Origin of the sequence: Herbaspirillum frisingense, assembly GCF_047325095.1 — a bacterium.
GTDB lineage: Bacteria > Pseudomonadota > Gammaproteobacteria > Burkholderiales > Burkholderiaceae_D > Herbaspirillum > Herbaspirillum frisingense.
In genome coordinates this window covers 1-24164 of record NZ_CP168559.1, presented here as the reverse complement: position 1 = coordinate 24164, position 24164 = coordinate 1, and the positions used below count along the sequence as shown (strand labels likewise).

Sequence of the window (24164 nt, the reverse complement as noted above, 5' to 3'; positions counted from 1 at the left end):
TTTCACTGGAGCAGAACACATGAAGAATCAGACCCGCGCCGCCTATAACGCCTACACTTCGCGCCTGGCCACGCTCAATGATGTTGCCGGCGGTGCCGTCCATTCCACCTTCTCGGTGGACCCGAGCGTGCAGCAGAAGCTCGAAGACAAAATGCAGGAATCGTCCGAATTCCTGGGCAGCATCAACATCATCGGCGTTGATGAACTGGAAGGCGAGAAAATCGGCCTGGGCGTGTCCGGCCCCATCGCCAGCCGTACCGACACGCGCGGTGACAAGCGCCGTAGCACGCGAGATGCCTCGGCCATGACCAACACCCGCTATCGCTGCGAGAAGACCAACTTCGATACTCACATCACCTATGCCAAGCTGGACGCCTGGGCCAAGTTCAAGGACTTCCAGACCCGCGTGGCCAATGCGATCCTGAAGCGTCAGGCACTGGACCGCATCATGATCGGTTTCAACGGTGTGAAGGTCGCGGCCGATACCAACCTGGCGCAGTATCCGTTGCTGCAGGACGTCAACAAGGGCTGGCTGCAGCAGATCCGCGAGAATTCGCCCCAGCGCGTCATGGGCCTGGTCGGCCAGGACCTGCCGGGCAAGGTGGTCATTGGCAGCGGCGCAGGCGCGGACTACGCGAACCTCGACGCTGCCGTGTATGACGCGGTGACCAATCTGGACCCGTGGTATCAGGACGATACCGGCCTGGTGGTGATCGTCGGTCGCGAGCTGCTGCACGACAAGTATTTCCCGCTGATCAACAAGGAAAAGGCACCGACCGAGACCCTGGCCGCTGACGTCATCATCAGCCAGAAGCGCATCGGCGGACTGCCGGCGGTGCGCGTGCCGTCCTTTCCAGCCAATGCCATGCTGATCACCCGCCTGGACAATCTGTCGATCTACTTCCAGAACGGTGGCCGCCGCCGTCGCGTGGTCGACGAACCCAAGGCCGACCGCATCGAAAACTACGAATCGTCGAACGACGCCTATGTGATCGAGGATGAAGGCCTGGCCACGCTGGTTGAGAACGTGGTGCTGCAGGATGCAGCAGCGGGCGGCGCCTGATGTCTCGCCTGTCTCCCGCCGCGCGCCACCGCGAGCGCATGCTCGGCAAGCTGGCGGCGTCCGCCGGCGAGCCGGGCGGCGTGACCACCGGCAGCGCCTATGAACTTATGTTGATGAAGCTCCACGAAGACCGGCGCACGCTGTCCAACATCCAATCGATCGAACGCAAGATCGAAATGAAGGCCACCATGCTGCCGGCTTATCAAGACTGGATTGATGGCGTGCTGTCGGCCGGACGCGGTGCTCAGGACGAAGTGCTGGTCAATGTGCTGGTGTGGCACATTGATGTCGGCGACTACGAACGCGCCCTGCAGATCGCAGGCTACGCTATGGAACACCAGTTCACGCTGCCGGATCGCTACAACCGGACCTTGCCCACGCTGCTGCAGGACGATTTCGCAGGCGCGAGTCTGGGCGGCCGGCTGAAGGACGAGCCTGCACGGGCGGCCGATATCCTCCAGCAGGTCCTGGCCATGACGGGCAATGCCGATACGCCCGACCAGGCGCGCGCCAAGGTGCATAAGGCGCTCGGCCTGGCCCTGCTGGAGCTGGTCAATCAGGTGGACGCTGAGAACGTCACGGCCGCCTCGGCGGACCATGCCACGGCAGCGCTGCGTCACCTCGCCCGCGCATGTGAGCTGCACCAGGCGGCGGGCGTCAAGAAGGATATCGAGCGACTGGAACGGCGACTGAAGAAGTTTGCCGAGCCGGCCAAGTAAAGAGCACCCCACGGCGCAGGGCGGCCCGGGACGGAAGCGGCATTGTCCGTCGGATGTCCCGGCCACCGCCCCCTACATTCTCCAAGACCATGAACTACATCGATGACGTACCGGTGACGCCGGCACCGGCCGCGCCGGCAGAGGTGAAGGCCATCACCAACGACGGATTTTTCCCAGACATCAGCTTGTTAGCCATGCGGGACGCCATGCGGCTGGACTCGACAGTAACCGATGCACGCCTACGCCCTGCCCTGGTGGACGCAATTCTGACGGCCAATCGGTTGCTACGCGACTGGCAACTGCAGCACCTGGCCAGCGGTATCGAGAAGCTGGAACAGGTGCCGGCGCTGCAGGTAGATGGAGAAAGCCAGTACCTGGCGCACTACCGCCGAGCAGTCTATAGCTTCGCCAAGGCCGACATTTTCGAGAGCTACCGGGACTACGACACCACCGCGAGCGCGCTGACCGACAAGAAGAACATGGAATGGATGGACACGGCACCGGACGTGCAGCGCCGTAATGGGCATTGGGCCATCAATGACATTCTCGGCCGAACGCATGCGACCGTAGAGCTGATCTGATGCAGGTACGTAGCCAGCAGGGCGACACGCTCGATGCACTGGTGTTTCGCTACCTGGGCGCCAGCAGCGGCTATGTGGAACAGGCACTGACCTTGAATCCATCGCTTGCGGCGCTTGGCGCCGTGCTGCCGGCGGGCACGATGGTCACGCTGCCGGATGCGATGGAAGCGCCGACCAGCGCGCGCGACAGCATCAGTTTGTGGGAATGACGACATGAACAGCAAATCACTGACAAGGGGAAATCAAGTTATGGCAGCAGAATCCGCCGGTGGCATCGCTGCCATCCTGAAAATCTACGGCATCAAGGCCGTGCTCGGCATGGTCGGCGCGGCGCTGCTGTATATCGTTCTGCCACCACGCAATGCAGACGGCTCGTTCAATGAGAAGGAATTTGTGGTGCGGCTGGCCTGCGCCGGTGCGTTCTCCATCATGTTCGGCGACCTGGCGTTTTCGGTGCTGCTGCAGCACGCGCCGATGGTGGCCGCTGTGCTCGGACCGAAGCCGGTCGATTTGATGGTAGGCGCGCCGGCCTGGTGGATCACCCGGGCCGTGGCCCTGTGGTTTCAGCGGCGCCAAGGCAAAGACATTGCCGAGCTGGCGCGTGACGTGAAGGAGTCGATTTGAACGCCATCGATAATCGTCGCGCTTTCCTGGGCATGCTGCGCTTTTCTGAAGGCACCTCGAATTCGCCGACCACGCGTGACCGGGGATATGACCAGATCGTCGGCCGAACCCGTTTCGCCAGTTATGCCGATCATCCCCGGGTGCGTGTCTGGATTCCACGCATCAAGAATTGGTCCACTGCGGCCGGCGGTTACCAATTGCTGATGCGCTACTACGACATTTATCGCCAACGGCTCGGCCTGACGGGCTTCGGGCCAGACGTGCAAGACACTATCGCTCTGCAGCAGATCAAGGAATGCCGGGCCTTGCCCGACATCGACGCGGGCCGCCTGGGAGACGCCATCCCCAAATGCAAAAACATCTGGGCTTCCTTGCCGGGCGCTGGCTATGGCCAATTCGAGCACCGCTATATCGATCTGGAAAAAGCATTCACGCGGGAAGGTGGCGAAGCCATCGTGCTGCCCACCCTGAAGACCAGTGAGGAACTGCACCTTGCCTTCGTGGAAGCCGGCGGAGTGCTGGCATGACGCTCACGGACAAGTGGCGCACGCGCCTGCGCGTCTTGCTCGGCACCAGTTTGCTGGCCCTGGCCTTTGCTGCAGCATGGACAATTCAGGGGTGGCGAAAGAATGCGGATATCGACAACCTGAAATCCGGCATTGCTGCCGCCAATCAGGCGGCCGCTGATGCCCGGGCCGAGCGCACGCAACAGGTGCTGCAGGCCGAGCGCGACGCCCGCGACGCCATCCAGGCCATTACCGACAAACTCACCAATGAAAGGGATGCTGCACGCAATGAGAAAGACACCTTTATTGCTGGTGTGCGCAGTGGCGCTATCCGGCTGTCAGTCCCTGTCATCGCTTCAGTGCCCACCGGGGCCGGTTGCGCAGATACCGGCACTGCCGGCCGACCTGGCCAAGAAGCGCGAGCCGAACTTACGCCAGCGGCAGCAGAATTTCTTGACGACATCGCCAGCGAAGGTGATGACGCCATCCGACAAAGCAATGCCCTGATCGATGCCTACAACGCCTTGCGCGAGAAGCTGAATGTACAAGCCCAACAATCTACGGGACTATCTGCGCAAGGCCATTAAGGATCTGGTGCAGAATCCGGACAAACTGCACATCTTCATCGATGAGGGCGGATCACGCGCCACCGGCACGGCCGGTCTTTCCTTCGAGTATGACTATGTGCTGAACTTGATCTTGACTGATATCGGTATGGACCTCGATCTGGTGTTCGTGCCGCTGCTGGCGTGGATGCGGGTTCACCAGCGCGAAGCCTTCGCCAATCCTGAGAATGCCAAGAAGGCGATACGTTTCGAGGTGGATATGAACAACGCCACATCTCTGGACTTGTCCATCAAGCTGGCGCTCACCGAGCGCACTATCGTGAAGCGACACGACGGTGGCCGCCTGGAAATCGCTCATGCGGCCGAGCCGCAACTTACTCCACCTTTCCCGGATGATTTCTGGCGGCTCTACCAGGGCGAGACCCTGCTAGCCGAATGGGATGTGCCGAAGCTGCCATGAGTGATGATCTGCAACGCCTGGAGGAATGGGCCGGCGCCCTCATTGCCAAGCTGCAGCCGACACAGCGGCGCCAGCTCGTACGTAAAGTTGCCAATGACTTGCGGTGCGAGCACGCCCGCCTGATCGCGCAGCAAGTGGCGCCAGACGGCACGCCCTATCCGGCGCGCAAGAATCGCAAGGAACTACGCGGTAAATCCGGACGGATCAAACGACAGAAAGCGGCTATGTTCGGCAAGCTGCGCACGAATACCTATCTGCAAATCCAGGCGGATGCGGAGCAGGCATCAGTCGGCTTCTTTGGCAAGGTGGCACGCATTGCGCGAGTGCATCATGATGGGTTGCCTGACAAGGTAGCGCCGCGTGGCCCGAGTTACAAATACCCTGTCCGGACACTGCTAGGTTTTTCGGCAGGCGATATTGTTGAGCTTCGCCGGAGCATCTTGGAGCATCTCACAAACGACTTATCGTTACGATAAACTGCTGAGTGGAAAGTATTTGTCAAATTGCTCCACTGTACTTAGCTGGCGGGATGGAAAATGGAACAGAAGAAAAAATTCGTGAATCAAGTAGTTGAAATGGAACGATTAAATAGAGAATGCGCGGCTGTGTTAGCGTCGGCCGTAAGCCTCAATATGGGAGTTCCAATAGACCGCCAACAGTGCCGAGATAGTATGCGAGCGCTGAGGGCACTGCTTGTAGACATGAGAACGAGGAGCCTGCAGGTCGAAATGTACATAGCCGAATACTCGGATCTCACTGCAGCATCGAACGACAACATTAAATAGTTGCATGCATAGAAAAAAATTCCTGGTAACTAGCTTATTCACATAAGCTTCCACCAACCAGCAGAGACAAGCTGATTTGTTTTTTGAGAGTCGATAAGGCGGATATCAACCCGCCGCCAAGTGCCTTCCCACGCGCGATCCGGCAACATGGGTTGCATGACGCCCGACCTCTCCGAACTCATTCGCACCATCCCAAATTTGATCCGCATCGGCAAGATTGCCGAGATCAATGCGGACAAGGTGCGCGTGCGCTTGTCGCCTTCGCTGCTGACCACCTGGCTGCAGTGGATCGCGCTGCGCGCTGGGGATGTCGTCCACTGGTCCCCGCCTTCCATCGGTGAGCAGGTCATCGTCTTTTCGCCGAACGGCGATCTGACGCAGGGCAAAGTCCTGGCCGGTCTGTTCTCGGCCGAGTCACCGGCGCCCCAATCCAATCATAAGGTTCGCTCCATTCACTACCCTGATGGCGCCGTAGTGCTCTACGATTTCAGTACGCATGCGCTGTCGGCCATTCTGCCGGCGGGTGGCTCGGCGCTGGTCAAGGCAGATACGGTGACCGCCGACGCACCGCAAACTACCTGCACCGGCGATGTGACCATCAAAGGCAATCTGCTGGTGGAGGGCTTCAGCGCATTGAAGCAAGGCGCTAAGGTCGAGGGCGGCGGCGGTGGCGCTGCCATGACCATCGATGGAGACGTAGCGGCAACCGGCGACGTGAAGGCAGGTCCTATCAGCTTGCGCGGCCATGCACATAGTGAAATCAAGCGCGGCGATGAACAGTCGGGAGGGCCGGTGCCATGATCGCCATGGACGCATCTACCGGCCGCAGCATGTCACTGCTGGACCACATCCGCCAGTCCGTGCGTGACATCCTCATGACGCCCCTGGGCACCCGCATCTACCGCCGTGCCTATGGATCGGAAATCCCTGAATTGATCGACCAGCCCCTGAACGGGGTTACGGTCATGCGCATCTATGCTGCCGTGGCCTATCGCCTGGCGCTGTGGGAGCCGCGGATTTCCCTTTCGGCGGTCAATCTGAACCGTGACGCAACGGGTGCGATTTCGGTCGTGCTGCAGGCGGTGACCAACGGAAAGGCAATTGAATTCTCGGTGCAGGTCCGCGAAGGGGCCATGCAATGAGTTCCCCTATCGACCTTTCCCTGTTGCCGGCGCCGCAAGTGCTGGAAACCCTGGATTACGAGACCATCCTTGCCAATCGCAAGGCGGCCGTACTGGCATTGCTGTCACAGGAACAACGCGAGGCCGCCGCCAAAGTGCTGTCCCTGGAGTCGGAGCCGGCCACGAAGCTGCTGCAGGAGAACGCCTATCAAGAGCTGCTGCTGCGCAACCGTGTCAATGATGCCGCCCGTGCGGTCATGCTGCCTTTCGCCATCGATGCCGACCTTGACCAGATCGGGGCAAACACCAACGTCAAGCGCCTGGTGCTGATCGAGGCCGATCCGGATGCATCGCCTCCGGTGGAGGAAGTGCGCGAAGACGACGATGCATACCGACTGCGCATCCAGGAAGCGCCGGACGCTCTGTCCACGGCCGGCCCTCGCAATGCTTATGAATTCCATGCGCGCAGTGCCGATGGTCGCGTGCTCGATGCCCGTGCCGTCAGCCCGGCGCCTTGCGAGGTGGTGGTGGCTGTCTTGGCGACCTCTACCGACTGGCAGGCGCCGCCCGAAGTGCTGCAGGCGGTAGAAGACGCGCTGTCGGCTGAAGACGTGCGCCCGCTGGGCGATCTGGTGACGGTGGTGCAAGGGGACGTCACTGATTACGTACTGGAAGCCGTCGTGTATGTCGAAAAACGCCCCGAGGCGCCCATTGCCATCAGTGCCGCAAGGGCGAACGCGGCCGCCATGGCAAATCCGGCGCGCCCACTCGGCTATAGCGTCTATCGGAATGCCTACGTGGCGGCACTCAAGGTCGAGGGAGTGCGCAACGTGCTCATCAAATCGCCAGCGGCCGACATCCTGTGCGGCAGGACGCAGGCCGCCCGCTGCACCGCCATCACTATCACTGCCGAGGTGCTGGAAGAGGTCGACGATGTATAACCCGGTGCCTACCTTGCCCCCGAACACCACTGCGCTGGAACGTGCTCTTGCACGCGCCTGCGCAGAACTGGCCAAGACGCCGGTCCCGCTTCGCGACCTCTGGAACCCTGACCGCTGTCCCGTGGCCTTGCTGCCCTTCCTCGCCTGGTCATTTTCTGTGGACCGCTGGGACGATGGCTGGTCCGAGTCGATCAAGCGCAAGACCATCAAGGCATCCCGCTATATCCATCAGCACAAGGGCACTATCGCCGCCGTTCGTGGCGTGGTCGAGTCGCTGGGCTACGTGATCAGGATCACCGAATGGTGGCAGACAGACCCGCCTGGCCGCCGTGGCACCTTCGCGCTCGATGTCGGTGTGCTGGAGACGGGCATCACCGAAGAGATGTTCGCCGAGATGGAACGGCTCATTGACGACGCCAAGCCTCTGTCTCGACACCTGACCGGCCTGCGTATCCACCTCGAATCGCGCGGCGCTATCTATATCGGTGGCCTGGTGCAGATGGGTGAGGCCATTACCGTCTACCCCTGGATTCCTGGCCAGGTCGAATCCACCGGAAGAATTCACATCGGCACCACTGCCCACCTCATTGAAGTCATGACCATCTACCCATGAGCGACTATTACTCTCTTCCAACTGAAATCGGCGAAGCCAAGATTGCCAAGGCGATTGCCCTGGGCGAACCGCTGAAGCTCAAATATATGGCGGTCGGCGACGGCAACGGGGAAACCCCAATCCCCAGCCGCAAGCAGAAGGCCCTGGTCAATGAGCAACGCCGAGCACTGATCAATACGATCTTTCCCGACGAGAATGACGCCAGCCAGCTGATCATCGAACAGGTTCTGCCTGCCGAGGTGGGCGGCTGGTGGGTGCGCGAGATTGGCGTCTTTGATGAAGACGGCGACTTGATCATTGTCGCGAATTGCCCGCCAAGCCTGAAACCGGCGCTCGCGTCCGGATCGGGCAAAGATCAACAGATCCGCATCGTTCTGCTGGTAGCCAGCGCATCGGCCATTGAGCTGAAGATTGATCCCACCGTGGTGCTGGCTACGCGCAAGTACGTGGATGACGCCATCATCGTCTATGCCGCCCCCAAGGACCACAAGCATGCTGACTTGGCGCCCTTGGCATCGCCGACTTTTACAGGCGTGCCGAAGGCGCCAACGGCCGCCGCTGGCACCAGCACTACCCAGTTGGCAACTACTGAGTTCACCGCCAAGGCTCTCGCCCTCAAGGCCGATTTGGCTTCACCGACTTTTACTGGCACGCCGAAAGCGCCTACGGCCGCTTCCGGCACCAATAATACCCAGCTGGCCACGACCGCCTTTGTGCGCAGTGAAATCGCTTCCTTGGTCGGGAATGCTCCCTCGGCACTCGATACCCTGAAGGAATTGGCGGACGCCATGGGTAACGACGCCAATTTTTCCGCCACGGTGACCAATGCGCTGGCGCAGAAGGCACCTTTGGCCTCGCCGACTTTCACCGGCACGCCAAAGGCGGACACTGCGCCGCTCGGCACCGTGTCCAAGCAACTGGCGACCACTGAGTTTGTGGCGGCCGCCCTGGACGATAGTGCCCCATGGAGAACGCTGCTGTCCGGGACGATCAATGCCACCACTGCAATTCTGCGCCTGGCCAATGTGCCGGTAGGCGCCAGCTCGGCGCAGTGGCTATTCCGGCTCCACCTGGGCTACGGTTCCAGCGCTTCAGTGGCCGTGATCGAATTTGCGGTCAAGCAAGGCGATATCAGCATCGTCTCTGTCCATGGATCGGCAGTAGATCGGGCGATGCAATACGTCTCCACCTTCAAGACACATGTCAGCGGCGTGACCACCGGTGTATCCGAGGTGTACGTTGATTTGAGCACGGACCCGAATGGCCCGGTAACGAATGCCTGGCGCACTGTGCTGCTGGAGATGGCGCCGACGAACCGATATGGCATCACAGCGGATGTGATCGCCGCTGCACCGGCCGATGCGGTATGGAGCGGCTTGCCGGCGTCCGCCATCCTGGCCAGCCGCAGTGACGTGGCCGGCATATCTCCGGTCCTCGGTGAGGTGCGCATGTGGTCGGGCCAAGCGACAGAGGCGGCCGTCGCTGCGGCATGGGGAGCGGGCTGGCATCTCGCCACCGGCGCCAATGGTACGTCGAACCTCTCCGACAGGTTCATTGTGGCCGCAGGGGGTGCCTATGCCACCGGCGCGACGGGTGGCGCAGCTTCTTACAAGCTGTCTGCCGCGCAGTTGCCGTCGCACACGCACGCGATCACGGTCAACGATCCTGGCCACTATCACGACGTGACCACTTACAACCCTGGTTCCTACCAGAGTGGCCAAAACATCAGCGGTGGGCAAACGATCGGTGCGACCTCGCCGCAGCACACCACCAGCAGCAAGACCGGAGTTACGGCCAGTGCGGCCAATACTGGCGGGGGCGCAGACATCAGCAATTTGCCGCCCTATTACGCATTGTGCTTCGTTCAATACACAGGGGCCTAAGCATGCTCGCAAAACTCATTATCTGGCTTGGGGGCGCCCGCTGGCGCCTGAGCCTTTCGCACTGTCTGGAAGGCCTATTAATCCAGCTACCGGTCGCACTACTGTGCGGCGCCTCGGCCGGCGTGCTTGCGGTGGTGGTGTGGTACTGGTCGCGCAAAAAGCTGGAAGTCGAAGAATTGCACGGCCATGCCACCGATCCGGCAGCGTCATGGGGGTACGGATGGTTTCCCTGGAACTGGGACAAATGGCAGGTGCTGGACGTGGTGCTGCCGTCTCTATCCTCGGCCGCGCTCGCATTGCTGAGTTTGCGCCTTCCTATATGAGCGGCACCTTGCCGTACCGAATCTGAAATCCGGCGAAAGCCGCACTGAAACCAAAGGAGTATGAACAATGGCAACTGATTATCACCACGGCGTACGGGTTGTCGAGGTCAACGAGGGTAGCCGGCCCATCCGCACCATCTCGACCGCCGTCATCGGCTTGATCGCCACGGCAGACGACGCGGACCCGACCGCCTTTCCGCTGAATGTCCCCGTCCTGCTGACGAATGTCATCGCTGCACAAGGCAAGGCCGGCAAATCCGGTACGCTGCTGCGCACCTTGAAGGCCATCGGCAAGCAGGCCAAGCCGCTGACCATCGTCGTCCGGGTGGAAGAGTCCGACGATCCGGCGGAACTGAGCAACAACGTGATCGGCGGCGTGAGCGACGGCAAATACACCGGCGCGCAGGCATTGCTGGCCGCACAGAGCAAATTCGGTTTCAAGCCGCGTATTCTGGGCGCGCCCGGACTGGACAGCCAGGCGGTGACCAATGAGCTGGTGAGTATCGCTCAGACCCTGCGCGCCTTCGTGTATGCCTATGCACGCGGCGCCACTGCCGTGGAGGCGACGAACTACCGTGGCCAGTTTGGCCAGCGCGAATTGATGCTGATCTGGCCTGATTTCCTCGACTGGGATTCGGAGCAAAAGGCGGACGCCAGTATCTCCGCAGTCTGCTATGCGCTGGGCATGCGCGCCAAGCTGGACGAGACCATCGGATGGCACAAGACTATTTCCAATATGGTCATCAATGGCCCGACCGGCATCAGCAAGGACGTGTCCTGGGACCTGCAGGACCCGGCGACCGATGCCGGCATTCTGAACGCGAAAGAGGTCACCACCCTCATCAACATGAGCGGCTACCGCTTCTGGGGTTCCCGTACCTGCGAGGCACAGGGCGGCTATTTCCCATTCGAGAGCTACACCCGCACCGCGCAGGTCCTGCGTGACACCATCGCCGAGGCGATGTTCGAATTCGTCGACAAGCCTCTCAATCCGTCCCTCGTCCGCGACATCCTGGCCAGCATCAATAACAAGTTCCGACAGCTGCGCGCCAGCGGCTACATCATCGACGGTGAAGCCTGGTTCGATGAAGAGTTCAACGATGTGGACTCGTTGAAGTCGGGCAAGCTGACCATCGACTACAACTACACGCCGGTGCCACCGCTGGAAAACCTGCTGCTGCAACAGCGCATCACCGACCAATATCTGGCCGACTTCAGCGCCCGGGTCTCCGCGTAAGTAACGGCGGCCGGTCCGGCCGCCTTTCGCATCTATTGAAAGGAGTATGAAAAATGGGGATGCCCAGCAAACTGAAGGATTTCAACCTGTTCGAAGACGGGTTCAACTATTCCGGCCAGGCCACCGAAGTGACCTTGCCGAAGCTGTCGCGCAAGATGGAGGAATATCGTGCGGGCGGGATGTCTGGTCCGGTATCGGTTGACTTCGGCCAGGAAGCAATGCAGCTCGAATGGACGGCCGGCGGCCTGGTGAAAGAGTCGCTGAAGAAGTATGCGGCCGCGACCCACGGCGCGGTGCAGCTGCGCTTTGCGGGTGCCTATCAGAGCGACGATGACGCCCGCGTCCAGGCGGTGGAAGTCGTCGTGCGTGGTCGCTACAAAGAAGTCGATATGGGCACTGCCAAGTTGGCCGACGACACGACTCAGAAATTCACCATGCCGCTGAGTGCCTACAAACTCACCATCGACGGCGAAGTGATCTTCGACTTCGATTTCATGAACGGCATCGAAATCGTAGGCGGTGAAGATCGCCGCGCTGCGATCAACAAGGCTATCGGGCTGTAAGCGCTAGGCGGCACTGCGCCGCCTGGCTCGTACTTTCTCCATTCTCACAAGGAACACCATGACTACTCCCATCAAAATCGAAACCGCCGTCATCGAACTGGACGAACCGCTCATGCGCGGCAATACCCAAATCACCGAACTGACCTTGCGCCGGCCCAAGTCCGGGGCGCTGCGCGGTGTCAGCCTGATGGATCTGATGAATATGAACGTGAGCGCACTGCAGGTGGTGCTGCCGCGCATCAGCGAACCGCCCCTGACGCAATTCGACGTTGCCGCAATGGACCCGGCCGACCTGATCAAGTGCGGCATGGAAGTCTCCGTTTTTTTGGCACCGAAGGCGGACCGCGCCTTGGTCTCCCAATCGAAGTAGAAGACGCCATGGCGGACATCGCGACCGTGTTCCATTGGCCGCCGGCCGCGATGGATGACTTGGAACTAGCAGACCTGATGAAGTGGCGCGAGCGCGCCAGAGTGCGCAGCGGGGCGGAATAGATGGCAAATGAACTGAAAATGCAGGTCGTGTTCTCCATGATGGAGAAAATCACCGCCCCGCTGAAGAAGATCACCGGCGGCGCCCGCGATACCGGAAAGGCGCTCAGGGACACCAGCGACCGCCTGCGTGAGCTGAACAAGCAACAAAAAGACCTCGACGGCCTGCGCGAGCTGCACCAGGGCATGCGCAAGACGAATGCCGAACTGTCCACCGCGCAGCAGCGTGTCGCCGAGCTGGCGGCCAGAATGAAGGGCACCGAGAACCCGACCCGTGCCATGACGCGCGAATTCAATGCAGCGGTGCGCAGCGTCAAGTCGCTGCAGGACGCCAGCGAGCGGCAAGGCATGCAGTATCGCGCGCTGCGCGAGCGCCTGGCCGACGCCGGCATTGGGTCGCGCCAGCTGGCTAATGCACAGACCTGGCTCAAGAACAGTATCGCCGCCACCAATGCCGAGCTGGCCGACCAACAGAAGAAGCTGGCGGCCAGCCAGCGCCAGCAGCAGGCCATGGCCAGTGCCCGGCAGCGGGCGGACAAGTTGCGCAGCACTGCCGGCGGCCTGGCAGCGGCCGGCGTAGGTGCCACGGCCACCGGGGCTGCGCTGGGCGCGCCGGCACTGGCGGGCCTGAAGGAAGCGAAACACTATGAGACCGAGAACGGCCGCGTACGTGCGCTAGGCCTGGGGCCGGCGGCCACGGCCGAGGCGATCAAGTTCGCGCGCGACATGAAGACCTACGGCACCAGCCAGCTCGACAATCTGCAATTGCTGCGCGATGGCATCACGGCCTTTGGTGACACGCACCACGCCGAAATGGTCGCGCCCATGATGGCCAAGATGAAATTTGGCAATCACGCCTTCTACGGGGAGGCCGAGGGCGCCGAGAACGAGCGCAAGTTCATGGATATGCTGAAGGTCATCGAAATGCGCAACGGCACCAAGGACATCGGCACGTTCTCCAAACAGGCCAACATGGTGCAACAGGTATTGACGGCCACCGGTGGCCGGGTCGGTCCGGGCGAGTGGCTGAACCTGATCAAGACGGGCGGTATCGCGGCCAAGGGTCTCAAGGATGAGTCCTTTTATTACCAGATGGAATCCCTCGTGCAGGAAATGGGCGGTAACCGGGTCGGCACCTCGATGATGAGTGCCTATCAGAACCTCTATCAAGGCCGGACCACCAAGCGTTCTATCAGCATGCTGGCTGACCTGGGCCTGATCGGCGATCAATCGAAGGTCAAGCATGACAAGGCCGGCCAGGTCTCCTTCCTGAACCCGGGCGCCATCAAAGGCGCGGACCTGTTCCGCGAGAACCAATTCGAATGGATGGAGAAAGTGCTGTTGCCGCAGCTGGCCAGCAAGGGCATCACCGACGAGAAAGGCATCCTCGATGCCATCGGCGGCATCTTCTCGAACCGCACGGCCGCGCAGCTCTTTTCCACCATGTACCAGCAGCGCGCGCAGATTCACAAGAACGAGAAATTGAACCGGGGCGCCGCCAACATCGACGAGCTCGACAAGCTCGGCCGCGACACGGCCAGCGGCCAGGAACTGGAAACCCTGTCCAAAGTAGCTGACTTGAAACTGGAACTGGGCACCAAGATTCTGCCGCTCTACGCTTCAGGCCTGCAGATGGCCGCCACTGCGGTCCAGGCGCTGACTGGTTTCATGGAGCGCAATCCGGCCACCGCCAAGGCCATGATCGTGGGCTTTTCCGCCATCGCCGCCATCATGGTGGTGATGGGGCCGCTGATGCTGGCCCTGGCCTCGATCATCGGTCCCTATGCCATGTTGCACGTCCTGTTCGCCAAGATCGGCCTGCAAAGCGGTTTGCTCATGCCCATCCTGCGCGGCGTTGGAACAGTCTTCATGTGGCTGGGGCGGATCTTTCTGATGAATCCTATCGGCCTGGCAGTGACCGCCATCGCTGTTGCTGCCTATCTGCTATATCGCAATTGGGAACCCATTGCCGGCTTCTTCGGCAACCTATGGCAGCAGGTACGCGGCGCCTTCGCGGGCGGCTTGGCCGGCGTGGGCGCGCTGATTTTGAATTGGTCGCCGGTGGGCCTGTTCTACCAGGCGTTTGCTGGCGTGCTGAGCTGGTTCGGCATTGATCTGCCGGCCAAGTTTACCGAGTTCGGCGCCATGATCCTGCGCGGCCTGGTCAACGGCATCACCAGCGGCATCGGCGCCGTCAAGGATGCGGTGTTGGGCACCGGTGCCAGCGTTATCGGCTGGTTCAAGGAAAAGCTCGATATCCATAGCCCGAGCCGTGTCTTTGCCGAGCTGGGCGACTACACCATGCAAGGCTTGGCCGTGGGCTTGAATCGTGGCCAGGACGGGCCGCTATCTACTGTTAGCAGCCTGGCCGGCAAGCTGGCCAGTGCCGGCGCGGCTGTGGCCATTGGCGTGGGCAGCATGCCTGCGATGGCCTTTGATAGCCGGCCGCCGATCAGCGCGGGCAGCGCTCAGCCCGTCGTCTATCAGGGGGACACCGTGCAAATCATCATCCAGCCGGCCCCTGGCATGGATGAACAGGCCATCGCCCGCGCGGTGGCCGCCGAGCTGGACCGGCGGGACCGCGTGAAGGCCTCGCGCCAGCGTTCGAACCTCGCCGATTGGGATTAAGGAGTCACATCATGATGATGGTCTTGGGAATGTTCGTCTTCAGCCTGCCCACGCTGGCCTATCAGGAACTGCAGCGGCAGACGCAATGGAAGTTCGCCGGTAATTCGCGCGTAGGCCGGCGCGATGCCCTGCAGTACACCGGCAAGGGAGACGACATCATCACGCTATCGGGCTGGATTGCACCGGAGTTGACCGGTAGCGTGTTCTCGCTGGATGCCTTGCGCCTGATGGCCGATACCGGCAAGAGCTGGTTCCTGATCCAGGGAACCGGGCGCATCTATGGTTCCTATGTCATCGAGAGCATGGACGAGGGGCGTACGGTGATCGATGGTGACGGCGATGCCAAGCGCATTGAATTCACCATCAAGCTCAAGCGCACCGACGATAGTGTGCTGTCGTCGCTGGGCCTGGGGGATATCTCGGATCTGCGCAACATGGTCGACATTGACGGCATCACGAACAGCATCGCGGACAAAGCGCGCGATGTGGTCGGCAGCGCCATCGAAGGCATCAAGACGACTGCCGGCGGTATTGCCGGCACGTTCGGTGGAATTGGCCAGTGAGCACCGCGCCAGCTTTCCGTATCGTCATCGAAGACAAGGATATCAGCCGCCCGGTCTCGGACAGACTCATGAGCATCACTCTGCGCGAGTGTCGGGGTGACGAGGCTGACCAGTTGGACATTGAGCTGGATGATACTGACGGCAAACTGAAGATTCCGCCCAAGGGCGCGAGGCTGAATTTTGCCCTCGGCTGGCAGGGTTCGCCCCTGGTGGACAAAGGGGCGTTCGTGGTCTCCGAGGTGGAGCATAGTGGCGCGCCGGACCGCCTCACCATCCGCGCCAGGTCGGCCAGCATGATTGACGCGTTTCGCCAGCAGCGGGATCGCAGCTTCCATGAGACCACGCTCGGCGCCGTGGTCGATGCCGTTGCCGCCGGCAATGGTCTGGCGTCAGGTATCTCTGCCGGCCTGCGCGGCATCGCTATCAAGCACCTGGACCAGACGCATGAGAGCGATTCGGCGCTATTGCGCCGCCTGGGCAAGAAATATGATGCCGTGGCCACGGTGAAGAATGACACGCTGCTGTTCATGCCGATCAACGAGAGCCGCACCGCTGGCGGCAAGCCTCTGCCTGTGGTCAAGGTGGTGCGCGCGCTGGGTGACCAGCATCGTTATCACAGCTCGGAATCGGACGCCTATAGCGGAGTGCGCACCTTCTGGATGGATGAGAAATACGGGCGTCGCCGCAGTATCGTCGCGGGCCAGGCTGGCAACAGCAAGCGCTTGCGCACCACGTTTGCGAATGAGGCCGATGCGCGTGCTGCCGCAGTGGCTGAGTGGCAGCGCATTGAACGTGGCCTGGCCACCTTCGAGATGCAACTTGCTCTCGGCGACGCCAGCATCATGCCGCAATCACCCGTTTTGGTATCCGGGTTCAAGGCAGATATCGATGCCACGGAATGGCTTTCGAAGACCGTCACGCATTCCATCAGCGGCAGCGGCTTTACTACGCGGATTGAGTTCGAAACCAAATCTGAGGAAGCCGATACCGAGCGTGAGCTTGATCACGATCCAGAGGATGGCATTACCGGCGTGAAAGCGGATTGGCACGACAAAGCGAAGAATAAAAATAACAAGGGCACCGAGCTGTCAGGGAAGGCCGACAATGCCAAAACACTGACACGGACCTATGCCACCAAGCAAAGTGCCGCCCGTGCCGCTTCATTGGAGTGGGCGAAGATAAAGGAGGTCCGCGAGATCATCGCGGAAAACAACTCCGATTGACTATCGGGGCTTCGACCAAAATGATTTGCTGGCCGTTGCGTCGTAGATGCATTCCTTGACCAGGCCGCCATCCACTCTGATGGTGCCGCCGGTCGAGTATGCCTTGCCTTCAGAAAAACACGTGTTTTCTGCAACCTGTTCCGGTGTTGCCGGCGCAGGCATTTTGTAGAGTGACCATCCACATATCGTAGCGAGGAGGATGAGCAAGACCCATAGACCGCGAGTGTTCCTCTGTAAGCGCATGTAGCCAATGTCTTTCTCGACACAGGTATAACAGATGGATGGGGATACGGCGACAGGTGCGGGCGCTTCTGGTGGCGAGCTATTAGATTCTTTTTCGGGGATTGATGTTGGGTCCATTTTCGAGGCTTCATTACCTTGTTTAGCCTCGGCAAGCCACTGATTGATTTGAGCTTTCACCTGGGGGTACTTTTCGCGCGGCATGAACTTCATTTTGGTCGCACCGAAATCCGTCAGAATAATGCGGTACAGCGCTAAACGTTCCTCCCCTGTCTTCGCGCAAAGTTGATCGATTAAATCGGCGATGGTGCGGCGCTGAAGTTGCGTAAGAGTTTCTACCTTCCTGTTATCACCCAACACATTAAGAGTGACCACGCTACTCAGTTGCGGCGCCTCGTGAACGTTACCATTAACCAGATGGGTGACATCCCCTGCAATATGTAATTTGTGCTCCATTACTTCCCTGCCAATAACGCTTAAACATCGGCTACCTGTTACGCAAAAAAAACTAGTAAGAGCGCAATACGACCGATGCCGACTGCACACCTTCTATTTTTTCTTTTCGGTCTTCTCGCCAGGGGCTTTCACCTTGCTGGGAATATTCCCATTGTTGACTGTGCCGTAGACATCCCCGTTGACCTGATGGCCTACACTGCCGCCGATTGAAACCGTATGTCGAGACTTAGGTTTTTCATGAGGAACTGCACCTTCGATGACACCTAGCACTCGTACCTTCCCCATAAGATCAAGTTTTCGAAAACCACTCAGTAACTGATCCTCCTCAGCCGACAAAGCTCCAGGAGTAGGCACTCCAAACATGACGTAAGTCACATCAACACCGATCTTTGACACCGCCACCATGAAACCGATGTCAGGAAGCGTTTTCCCTTGTTCGTAAGAAATTTGGGCCAATTTTTTGACGCCCCCGACTGCAGCGAATGCTTCTTGCGACAGGCCAAGCCTATTGCGCTCGCTCTTTAATCGCTCGCCAAATGTATTTAATTCCATATTAGAAAACTCTTGACGGGTATGTTTTTAAATACTATATTTCCGTCATTGCTAAGTGACGTATACAAATTTTACTCTATGTCTACATCCGCCATTTCGTTGCACCAGAGAAATGAAACTGATATTACGGCTACAAGGGATGTCACATCGGTGGTTATGACCACCCGCCTGGATTCTCGCGAGGCGGAAAAAGTCTCGGCCTATGCGGTTCAAGACCATCGAACTCGCTCGTCCTTTCTCCGCCTCATGGTGCTGAAAGGTATTCAGGCCTACGAAAAAGAACACCAATCCGCAACCGCCTGACCAAGGGGGAACCTATGTACGACGATCCGCGACACATCCGCGATCACAGAATCGTGATCCGCTGCAACGCCGACAACTACGCTTTCATGAAGTCGCTCGCACAACTGCAGGGCGAAAACTTGGCGACCTTGGCCCACGACATGATGCTACATATGGCCGTTGAGTTCGTTGTTGCTCGTGATGTGCCCATAGTAATCAATCAAAACATGCAAACCAAGGCGCTCAAGAGCCACTTTTTAGTGCCTCAAAATGCCTGATATCGAACTCACGCTGACAAGCCCTGAACTCGTTGAGGCACTGAAAAGGCTGATGGTGTGCGAGGGATTCGAGACAATCGAAGACGCCGCCGAGTTCGTTTTGTCCGCTGCGGTTCGTGAAGGTGCAAAGCGTGTTACCGGCAAGGCGAGAGTGCTTTATGCCGTTGAGGGGAAGAAGCCATGCGCGTAATCAGCATTCCGTGCCCACACTGCCAGAATCGTGTGAGAGCGGCCAAAAGCCGCACCATGTCGTCGATGATGAAAGAAATAACGTACCAGTGCCAGAACGTCGAATGCGGCCATACCTTCGTGGCCACGCTTGAGGTCTCGCGCACGGTATCGATGTCGGCCATGCCAAATCCAGAAGTACGCATTCCGATTTCCTCGCGCGCATTTCTGGCTGCCAAGAACCAGATGACGCTAGACCTCGCGACCGTCTAAGCGGCCGCCCCGCTCCCGATAAATCAATACCTGCCGTGCGCGGAATGGCGCACGCGGGATTCGCTCACCCTAAAAAAACATGGCCACGATTACCGATCAGCAAAAAGCCATCAACGCACTCACCTTGACCAGGCTTCGACTAGATGAGGATATGAAGGAATTCCGCTGCGCGCAGCGCATGCTGATGCACAAGGCCGCGCTCATCGACGAGGTCCGCTGGAACGTCATTTGGGAAGGCAAGAATGTCATTTCGAACCGGCTCGCTGCGCGCCTGCAGCGCATTGATGGCCTGCTCGGGGAATGGTGATGCGTAGCGTGCTGAGTTACTTCGTTGCCGGCTTGCTGCTGCTGGCGCCGGCTGTGCTGTCGGCTCTGGGCTGGGTGAAAGGCTGATCATGCGCTGCGCCCGTATCAAGGATCATGCGTCCTTCCGTCCCGTCACGGATCTGCTGCGCGAGCGTGCGGCCCAAGTGCCAACACCACCGGGTGATGAGGCAGCAAAAGCAGAGCTGGAAAAGGCCATGATGCTGCTGCGCACACGCAAGCGGCCAAACCATCAGATCCGCGTCGCCTATTCCTGGGCGGCCACTGCCAAGCCGGTGCGTCGGCACATCCTGGCACTGGCGGGGCTCTCGCCGGATCGCTGGGAATCCCCCCTTCACTCCTTTACCGAAGCCGAACGCCTGGCCATGCGCCATGCCGTGCTGCGCGCAATCTCGACCTACGAAAGAGCCCTCAATGCAGTATAGAAAAGTCGATGCGAAGACACGACGCCAGCACAAGGCTTTTCTCGATTCGCCCCAGTTCGCCAGCGAATTGGAACGCATCCCACTGAAATGGCGTGGCCGTGTTGTTAGTCAGGCGCTTGAACTCATGTCGGTATGGCACTGGCGCCGGATCTTCGAGCCGGTCGCCCTTGATTTTGTTCGTGACTTCGCCGCCCACTACGTGCCCGCCGGAATTGATCTTTCGCAGGATGATGCGGAAATCTGCGCAACTGCTGAGAAGGCCGCCGAGAACGTCAAGAAGATGCTCTGGAAGGCGATCTCCGACACGCACGCCCGCGACATCATCGAGCAGGAATGCAGCGATTACGGTATTGACGTGCCAGAGGTGGACGACGATGACCTGCGCGCCATCATTGCGCGGGTAGTGGACCCTCGCTGGTGGCGGCGCCAGCTGCGTAAGGTGGTCGGCCGCGCCTTCGAGGGCGGCAATATCCGCTTGGGCTATGTCCACTATCACGGCGAGCCCTATGCCAGCAATGATGCGGTGCTGTCGCGCCTGGCGCAGAACAAGCGCAATGCAGCAGCCCTCGAAGCGACCAGGGTGCGCAACGAGGCTGGCCAGGAATTCAGCATCGCGGAACTGGCCGAGAAAACCACCGCCAACAAAACTATTCGGCGCGGGGAGCTCATGCTGCGTATCAACGGCTTTGAAACCATCGCGCGAGAGTGCAAGGACGAAGGCCTGTTCCTCACGTGGTCTTGTCCGTCCCGCTTTCACGCGACGCTACACAGTGGGAAGGCCAATCCGAAATATGACGGTTCCGATCCGCGCACGGCTAACAAGTACCTGGGCAAGATGACGGCCCTGGCGCGCTCGGCTCTGGCACGGCGTGGCATCGGACTGTACGGCTTCCGCATTGCCGAACCGCATCACGATGGATGCCCGCACTGGCACATGCTGGTGTTCGTGCGCGCTTTGCCGTGCTACACCACCCCGCACGTCAAGGATGTGGCCGGCCGCGCTATCCGCGTCATGAAGCGTTACGCCTGGCGCGTGGACCGTGGTGAGCCGGGTGCTTTCAAGCGCCGGCTTGACGTGAAGCGCATTGACTGGTCGAAGGGCAGCGCCGCCGGCTACATCGCCAAATATGTGGCCAAGAACATTGACGGCGTAGCCGACCACAAGACCAAAGAAGGCTACGTGGTGACCACCGACACGGCCGGCGATTATGAGCTGACGCCATCGGCGCGCGTCGAAGCCTGGGCCGCTCGCTGGGGCATTCGGCAGTTCCAGCAGTGGGGCGGCGCACCTGTGAGCGTCTGGCGCGAGCTGCGCCGCGTTCCGGCAGACATGGTGCAAGAGGCACCGCCGGCGATGGCCGCCGCCTGGGATGCCGTACAAAAGGTCGAGGGCGAGAAGCGGGCTTGCTGGGCCAGCTATTTGCGTGCCCAAGGCGGTGCCATCGTGAAGCGCGACGATTTGATGGTCACTCTGGCCAAAGAAACGAAGACTGTCACCGGCCGCTATGAAGAGTGTGAACGCGTGATGCCCTATGGCGTCCAGTGCCGCCAAATGGCTGGGGTAGTGTTCAAGTCCGTTCGGCATACATGGACGCCAGTTCAAGGGCACGACGCCCGCACATCGGCGGGTTCGGGGTTCCCTTGGACTCGTGTAAATAACTGTACGCAGCCCACTAGTACTGGATTTGCGGCCGATGCTTCCTTCGAGCCGAAGACGGCACCAGTACCGGTCATGTTCCAGCCGGACCAGGCCGTGCAGATCGAGCATGCATGGCTTGCCCTGGGCGCATGCCCCTGGCCCCGGCCAGTGGCCGATGACATGCCGAGGGGCCCGGCGTCGGCCATGACGGCCGATGAGCAGCGCCGCGCGCTGGCCTCCTGGGATGCCATCAAGGCATGCCCCTGGCCACGCATGGTGCCGGTGCCGGACAAATCACCGCGCTACGGCACGCCGCGTCAGGTGGCCGACTGGCGCGCCGGCCGGCTCGATGTGATCGAACTTCCGATCGATACCAACCCAACGAAAGGGAACGCCCCATGACCGCGTTTCGCGTCGTCGTGCGCACTGCCAGCGCACGCCATTCCTACACCGCCATCGCAGCCCATAGCTGCGACGTGATCGCCGCTGCCGTCGATCGCTTTGGCGTGTGCTCCGTAACGGCCACCAAGGAGAAGAATCAATGAATGCACCCGTGAAATTCGATGTGATCGCCACCACCAGCAGCAAGCCGCGTGACTTCGTGATGCAGCCCCCGCAGTCCCTGGACCGCATCACCTTCAACACGCCCGACGATGGCGTGCTGGCCGGCTATGTATCGGTCATTCGTCAGCACCTGGGCAATGGCCAGCGGTTTGCCTGGGTGGAACTGGATAACGAGCTGGCCGGCCAGTTTCGCGGCGTTCCACTGGCAGACATCGTCACTTCGGATGATGCAGGAGACCTACGCCGCCATACCTCGGCCCAGGAAGCCAAACGTCTTTGCCTTGGTGACTACAGCAGCAGCCTACGTCGTGAGTTTGAAAAGAGGGAACCGCAGTCATGAGCGCGCTGTTTCTTGACAATGAGAGCCTGGACCGCCTCACTGGAATTCGGCGAGGCTCTACGCGCGCGGGCGTGAAGCGGACCAAGCATCAGCTCCAAGCAGCCTTTTTACGCGAGGCCGGCATACCGTTTATCCCGAATGCGCGTGGCCAACCTGTCGTCTTGGTGTCGGCAGTAGAATCCCGCCGTTCAACTACGGAGCCTAAGCAGGCGTGGCAACCAGCAGCAATAAGGGCATGACATGGGACGTAAACCATCGAAAAACGCGAACCTGCCGAGGGGCGTGCGAGCACGCGAGCAGCGCAGTGGGGTCATTTACTACTACTACGATGCTGGCGGCAAGCCGCGCCGCGAAATTCCTCTCGGCCCTAACTATGTAGAGGCCATGCGAAAGTGGGCGGAGCTGGAGGCGCTGCCGCCCACAACCGTCTCGAAGGTGGTGACGTTCCGATATGCGTGCGAGGTTTATCAGAAAAAATACTTGATCGAGAATGCACCGAAAACGCGGGAAGAGAAATTGCGGCAGATTGAGACACTGCTTGCATTCTTCGATAATCCACCGGCCCCCCTTGAAGAAATCAAGCCCATCCACATCAAACAGTTTTTGTCCTGGCGCGTCCAGCGAACGCAAGATGCATTGCGCAAGAAGGGAGAGCCGGTGGAAGGCAACGAAGGCCGAGTAGCGGCCAATCGTGAGAAGTCGCTCATTTCGCACATCTGGAATGCAGCGCGAGCCGAGGGGCTGACCGATCTTCCGAACCCATGCGCCGGCATCAAGTCGTTCCGCGAGTATGGCCGTGAAACCTATGTCTACGACGACGCCTTCCAGGCTGTGTGGGGCAAAGCCGACGTACCAACACGCGAGGCAATGGACCTGGCATATCTTACCGGGGGCCGGCCGGCTGACCTGCTGAAAATTGACGAAACGCACCTACGTGAAGGGAGTATCGAAGTGCGTCAGAACAAGACTGGACACAAGCTACGCATTTCTATCGAAGGAAAGCTCGCGGCTTTGATCGAACGCATCAAGGCAAGAAAGCGCGGCATTTCCGGCGTCGTGGTTTCGACACGGCTGATTGTCAATGAAGAGGGACAGCCGCTGGGAAAATCCGCACTTAGATTCAGATTCGAGGCCGCCCGCGCTGCCGCTGGTATCGATGGCGACGACTTTCAATTCCGTGATCTGCGTGCAAAGGCCGCCACTGACAAGACGGACAATACCAAGGATATCCGCGAGGCTCAGCAACAGCTTGGTCACGCGAGTGTGGTGATGACGGAAAACTACGTTCGTAAGCGCCGCGGTCGGAAAGTGATGCCGACCGAATAGAAAAAGCCGCCCTCTGGCGGCTTTTCACGTTTCATGGCTATCGCCCGATTTAACATGCTTCACAATTAATTCGCACCAACTGATGCCTCTCGCAATTGCTTCTGACGAATCGAGATACGAGCCTCGCAGATGGCGCCGTGGCAGCAGCGGCACATTAAAACGCAGGACCTGTGCACCGTCGACTACCCAGCCCTCTGGATGTCGCGAATACCATATCCGATATCGAAACTCACCACCGGGCGACTCATATTCATGGACAGGCATGTATCCGCCTAGTGGAGTTGGCTGCAAGGCTTGTTGGGCGCCTTTGCAGCCTGATAGTTCCTCAAATTCCACTCAAATAAAATGCGAATGTTTTTTGGCAACATCGCGTAAGTGAAAAAATTGCGGAGCAAAGTCGGAATTGCGG

General features: G+C 59.8%; 33 protein-coding genes. 31 read left to right on the top strand and 2 right to left on the bottom strand.

Annotation, left to right across the window (positions count from 1 at the left end; all coding sequences use genetic code 11):
• The first annotated feature begins 19 nt into the window (after positions 1–19).
• From ACEOAC_RS24505 to ACEOAC_RS24400, 22 genes are all read left to right on the top strand, one after another.
• Complete coding sequence (locus tag ACEOAC_RS24505) at positions 20–1063, top strand: phage major capsid protein, P2 family (protein WP_413444386.1); 1044 nt, start codon at positions 20–22, stop codon at positions 1061–1063.
• Positions 1063–1782: a phage terminase small subunit gene (gene gpM / locus ACEOAC_RS24500; protein WP_413628925.1), complete on the top strand. Its 720-nt coding sequence runs from the start codon at positions 1063–1065 to the stop codon at positions 1780–1782. Before ACEOAC_RS24505 ends, gpM begins: the two co-directional genes overlap by 1 nt.
• An 89-nt stretch (positions 1783–1871) precedes the next feature.
• Positions 1872–2363, top strand: coding sequence for a head completion/stabilization protein (locus ACEOAC_RS24495; protein WP_413444675.1), 492 nt, complete (start codon positions 1872–1874; stop codon positions 2361–2363).
• Positions 2363–2572 (top strand): tail protein X, encoded by a 210-nt coding sequence (locus ACEOAC_RS24490; RefSeq protein WP_006464189.1) that lies wholly within the window; start codon positions 2363–2365, stop codon positions 2570–2572. The genes ACEOAC_RS24495 and ACEOAC_RS24490 overlap by 1 nt, the downstream gene beginning before the upstream one ends.
• Before the next feature lie 4 nt (positions 2573–2576).
• A complete protein-coding gene (locus tag ACEOAC_RS24485; protein ID WP_413444674.1) occupies positions 2577–2987 on the top strand; it encodes a hypothetical protein in 411 nt (136 codons plus the stop codon).
• Positions 2984–3514, top strand: a complete 531-nt coding sequence (locus ACEOAC_RS24480; protein ID WP_413444673.1) for a glycoside hydrolase family 104 protein — start codon at positions 2984–2986, stop codon at positions 3512–3514. Before ACEOAC_RS24485 ends, ACEOAC_RS24480 begins: the two co-directional genes overlap by 4 nt.
• A complete protein-coding gene (locus ACEOAC_RS24475; RefSeq protein WP_413444672.1) occupies positions 3511–4080 on the top strand; it encodes a lysis system i-spanin subunit Rz in 570 nt (189 codons plus the stop codon). Before ACEOAC_RS24480 ends, ACEOAC_RS24475 begins: the two co-directional genes overlap by 4 nt.
• On the top strand, positions 4034–4519 hold the full coding sequence (locus ACEOAC_RS24470) for a phage tail protein (RefSeq protein WP_413444671.1): 486 nt from the start codon (positions 4034–4036) through the stop codon (positions 4517–4519). The genes ACEOAC_RS24475 and ACEOAC_RS24470 overlap by 47 nt, the downstream gene beginning before the upstream one ends.
• Positions 4516–4995: a phage virion morphogenesis protein gene (locus ACEOAC_RS24465; RefSeq protein WP_413444670.1), complete on the top strand. Its 480-nt coding sequence runs from the start codon at positions 4516–4518 to the stop codon at positions 4993–4995. The genes ACEOAC_RS24470 and ACEOAC_RS24465 overlap by 4 nt, the downstream gene beginning before the upstream one ends.
• Before the next feature lie 465 nt (positions 4996–5460).
• Entirely contained in the window at positions 5461–6105 is a 645-nt protein-coding gene (locus ACEOAC_RS24460; RefSeq protein WP_413444669.1) for a phage baseplate assembly protein V, read from the top strand.
• Positions 6102–6446: a GPW/gp25 family protein gene (locus tag ACEOAC_RS24455; protein ID WP_234294679.1), complete on the top strand. Its 345-nt coding sequence runs from the start codon at positions 6102–6104 to the stop codon at positions 6444–6446. The genes ACEOAC_RS24460 and ACEOAC_RS24455 overlap by 4 nt, the downstream gene beginning before the upstream one ends.
• Positions 6443–7366 carry a baseplate J/gp47 family protein gene (locus ACEOAC_RS24450; protein ID WP_413444668.1) on the top strand — a complete coding sequence of 308 codons (924 nt, stop codon included), beginning with the start codon at positions 6443–6445 and terminating at the stop codon, positions 7364–7366. Before ACEOAC_RS24455 ends, ACEOAC_RS24450 begins: the two co-directional genes overlap by 4 nt.
• Positions 7359–7979 (top strand): phage tail protein I, encoded by a 621-nt coding sequence (locus ACEOAC_RS24445; protein ID WP_413444667.1) that lies wholly within the window; start codon positions 7359–7361, stop codon positions 7977–7979. Before ACEOAC_RS24450 ends, ACEOAC_RS24445 begins: the two co-directional genes overlap by 8 nt.
• The gene (locus ACEOAC_RS24440; protein ID WP_413444666.1) at positions 7976–9862 is read left to right on the top strand and encodes a phage tail protein; all 1887 of its coding nucleotides are present in this window, start codon (positions 7976–7978) and stop codon (positions 9860–9862) included. Before ACEOAC_RS24445 ends, ACEOAC_RS24440 begins: the two co-directional genes overlap by 4 nt.
• A 2-nt stretch (positions 9863–9864) precedes the next feature.
• The gene (locus ACEOAC_RS24435; RefSeq protein ID WP_413444665.1) at positions 9865–10185 is read left to right on the top strand and encodes a hypothetical protein; all 321 of its coding nucleotides are present in this window, start codon (positions 9865–9867) and stop codon (positions 10183–10185) included.
• A 67-nt stretch (positions 10186–10252) separates the two neighbouring features.
• Positions 10253–11422, top strand: a complete 1170-nt coding sequence (locus tag ACEOAC_RS24430; RefSeq protein WP_413444664.1) for a phage tail sheath protein — start codon at positions 10253–10255, stop codon at positions 11420–11422.
• Positions 11423–11475: 53 nt separating this feature from the next.
• Positions 11476–11985: a phage major tail tube protein gene (locus ACEOAC_RS24425; protein ID WP_413444663.1), complete on the top strand. Its 510-nt coding sequence runs from the start codon at positions 11476–11478 to the stop codon at positions 11983–11985.
• Between the two features lie 58 nt (positions 11986–12043).
• Positions 12044–12355, top strand: a complete 312-nt coding sequence (locus ACEOAC_RS24420; RefSeq protein WP_102663611.1) for a phage tail assembly protein — start codon at positions 12044–12046, stop codon at positions 12353–12355.
• A gap of 8 nt (positions 12356–12363) precedes the next feature.
• Positions 12364–12477, top strand: coding sequence for a GpE family phage tail protein (locus ACEOAC_RS24415; RefSeq protein ID WP_006464173.1), 114 nt, complete (start codon positions 12364–12366; stop codon positions 12475–12477).
• The gene (locus ACEOAC_RS24410) at positions 12478–15102 is read left to right on the top strand and encodes a phage tail tape measure protein (protein WP_413628927.1); all 2625 of its coding nucleotides are present in this window, start codon (positions 12478–12480) and stop codon (positions 15100–15102) included.
• A gap of 11 nt (positions 15103–15113) precedes the next feature.
• The gene (locus ACEOAC_RS24405; RefSeq protein ID WP_413443447.1) at positions 15114–15665 is read left to right on the top strand and encodes a phage tail protein; all 552 of its coding nucleotides are present in this window, start codon (positions 15114–15116) and stop codon (positions 15663–15665) included.
• A 68-nt stretch (positions 15666–15733) separates the two neighbouring features.
• Positions 15734–16888: a phage late control D family protein gene (locus ACEOAC_RS24400; protein ID WP_413443448.1), complete on the top strand. Its 1155-nt coding sequence runs from the start codon at positions 15734–15736 to the stop codon at positions 16886–16888.
• On the opposite strand, the gene ACEOAC_RS24395 is transcribed toward ACEOAC_RS24400, so the two are convergent.
• Together ACEOAC_RS24395 and ACEOAC_RS24390 are read right to left on the bottom strand one after the other, a co-directional pair.
• Positions 16889–17584 carry a hypothetical protein gene (locus ACEOAC_RS24395; protein WP_413443449.1) on the bottom strand — a complete coding sequence of 232 codons (696 nt, stop codon included), beginning with the start codon at positions 17582–17584 and terminating at the stop codon, positions 16889–16891.
• A 93-nt stretch (positions 17585–17677) separates the two neighbouring features.
• Positions 17678–18136: a helix-turn-helix domain-containing protein gene (locus ACEOAC_RS24390; RefSeq protein ID WP_413443450.1), complete on the bottom strand. Its 459-nt coding sequence runs from the start codon at positions 18134–18136 to the stop codon at positions 17678–17680.
• A gap of 317 nt (positions 18137–18453) precedes the next feature.
• Here ACEOAC_RS24390 and ACEOAC_RS24385 point away from each other — a divergent pair, with 317 nt between their 5' ends.
• The 9 genes from ACEOAC_RS24385 to ACEOAC_RS24345 all read left to right on the top strand — a co-directional run bounded on the left by ACEOAC_RS24385 (position 18454) and on the right by ACEOAC_RS24345 (position 23755).
• A complete protein-coding gene (locus ACEOAC_RS24385; RefSeq protein WP_017452874.1) occupies positions 18454–18696 on the top strand; it encodes a hypothetical protein in 243 nt (80 codons plus the stop codon).
• Positions 18689–18886: a hypothetical protein gene (locus ACEOAC_RS24380; protein ID WP_413443451.1), complete on the top strand. Its 198-nt coding sequence runs from the start codon at positions 18689–18691 to the stop codon at positions 18884–18886. The genes ACEOAC_RS24385 and ACEOAC_RS24380 overlap by 8 nt, the downstream gene beginning before the upstream one ends.
• Complete coding sequence (locus ACEOAC_RS24375) at positions 18877–19137, top strand: ogr/Delta-like zinc finger family protein (protein ID WP_081626862.1); 261 nt, start codon at positions 18877–18879, stop codon at positions 19135–19137. The genes ACEOAC_RS24380 and ACEOAC_RS24375 overlap by 10 nt, the downstream gene beginning before the upstream one ends.
• 79 nt (positions 19138–19216) lie before the next feature.
• Entirely contained in the window at positions 19217–19444 is a 228-nt protein-coding gene (locus ACEOAC_RS24370; RefSeq protein WP_413443452.1) for a hypothetical protein, read from the top strand.
• Positions 19445–19532: 88 nt separating this feature from the next.
• Positions 19533–19886 (top strand): hypothetical protein, encoded by a 354-nt coding sequence (locus ACEOAC_RS24365; protein WP_413443453.1) that lies wholly within the window; start codon positions 19533–19535, stop codon positions 19884–19886.
• The gene (locus ACEOAC_RS24360; protein WP_413443454.1) at positions 19876–21927 is read left to right on the top strand and encodes a replication endonuclease; all 2052 of its coding nucleotides are present in this window, start codon (positions 19876–19878) and stop codon (positions 21925–21927) included. Before ACEOAC_RS24365 ends, ACEOAC_RS24360 begins: the two co-directional genes overlap by 11 nt.
• Positions 21924–22070 (top strand): hypothetical protein, encoded by a 147-nt coding sequence (locus ACEOAC_RS24355; RefSeq protein WP_199181604.1) that lies wholly within the window; start codon positions 21924–21926, stop codon positions 22068–22070. Before ACEOAC_RS24360 ends, ACEOAC_RS24355 begins: the two co-directional genes overlap by 4 nt.
• Positions 22067–22429 carry a hypothetical protein gene (locus ACEOAC_RS24350; RefSeq protein ID WP_413443455.1) on the top strand — a complete coding sequence of 121 codons (363 nt, stop codon included), beginning with the start codon at positions 22067–22069 and terminating at the stop codon, positions 22427–22429. The genes ACEOAC_RS24355 and ACEOAC_RS24350 overlap by 4 nt, the downstream gene beginning before the upstream one ends.
• Positions 22430–22669: 240 nt before the next feature.
• On the top strand, positions 22670–23755 hold the full coding sequence (locus tag ACEOAC_RS24345; RefSeq protein ID WP_413443456.1) for a tyrosine-type recombinase/integrase: 1086 nt from the start codon (positions 22670–22672) through the stop codon (positions 23753–23755).
• Positions 23756–24164: the final 409 nt, after the last annotated feature.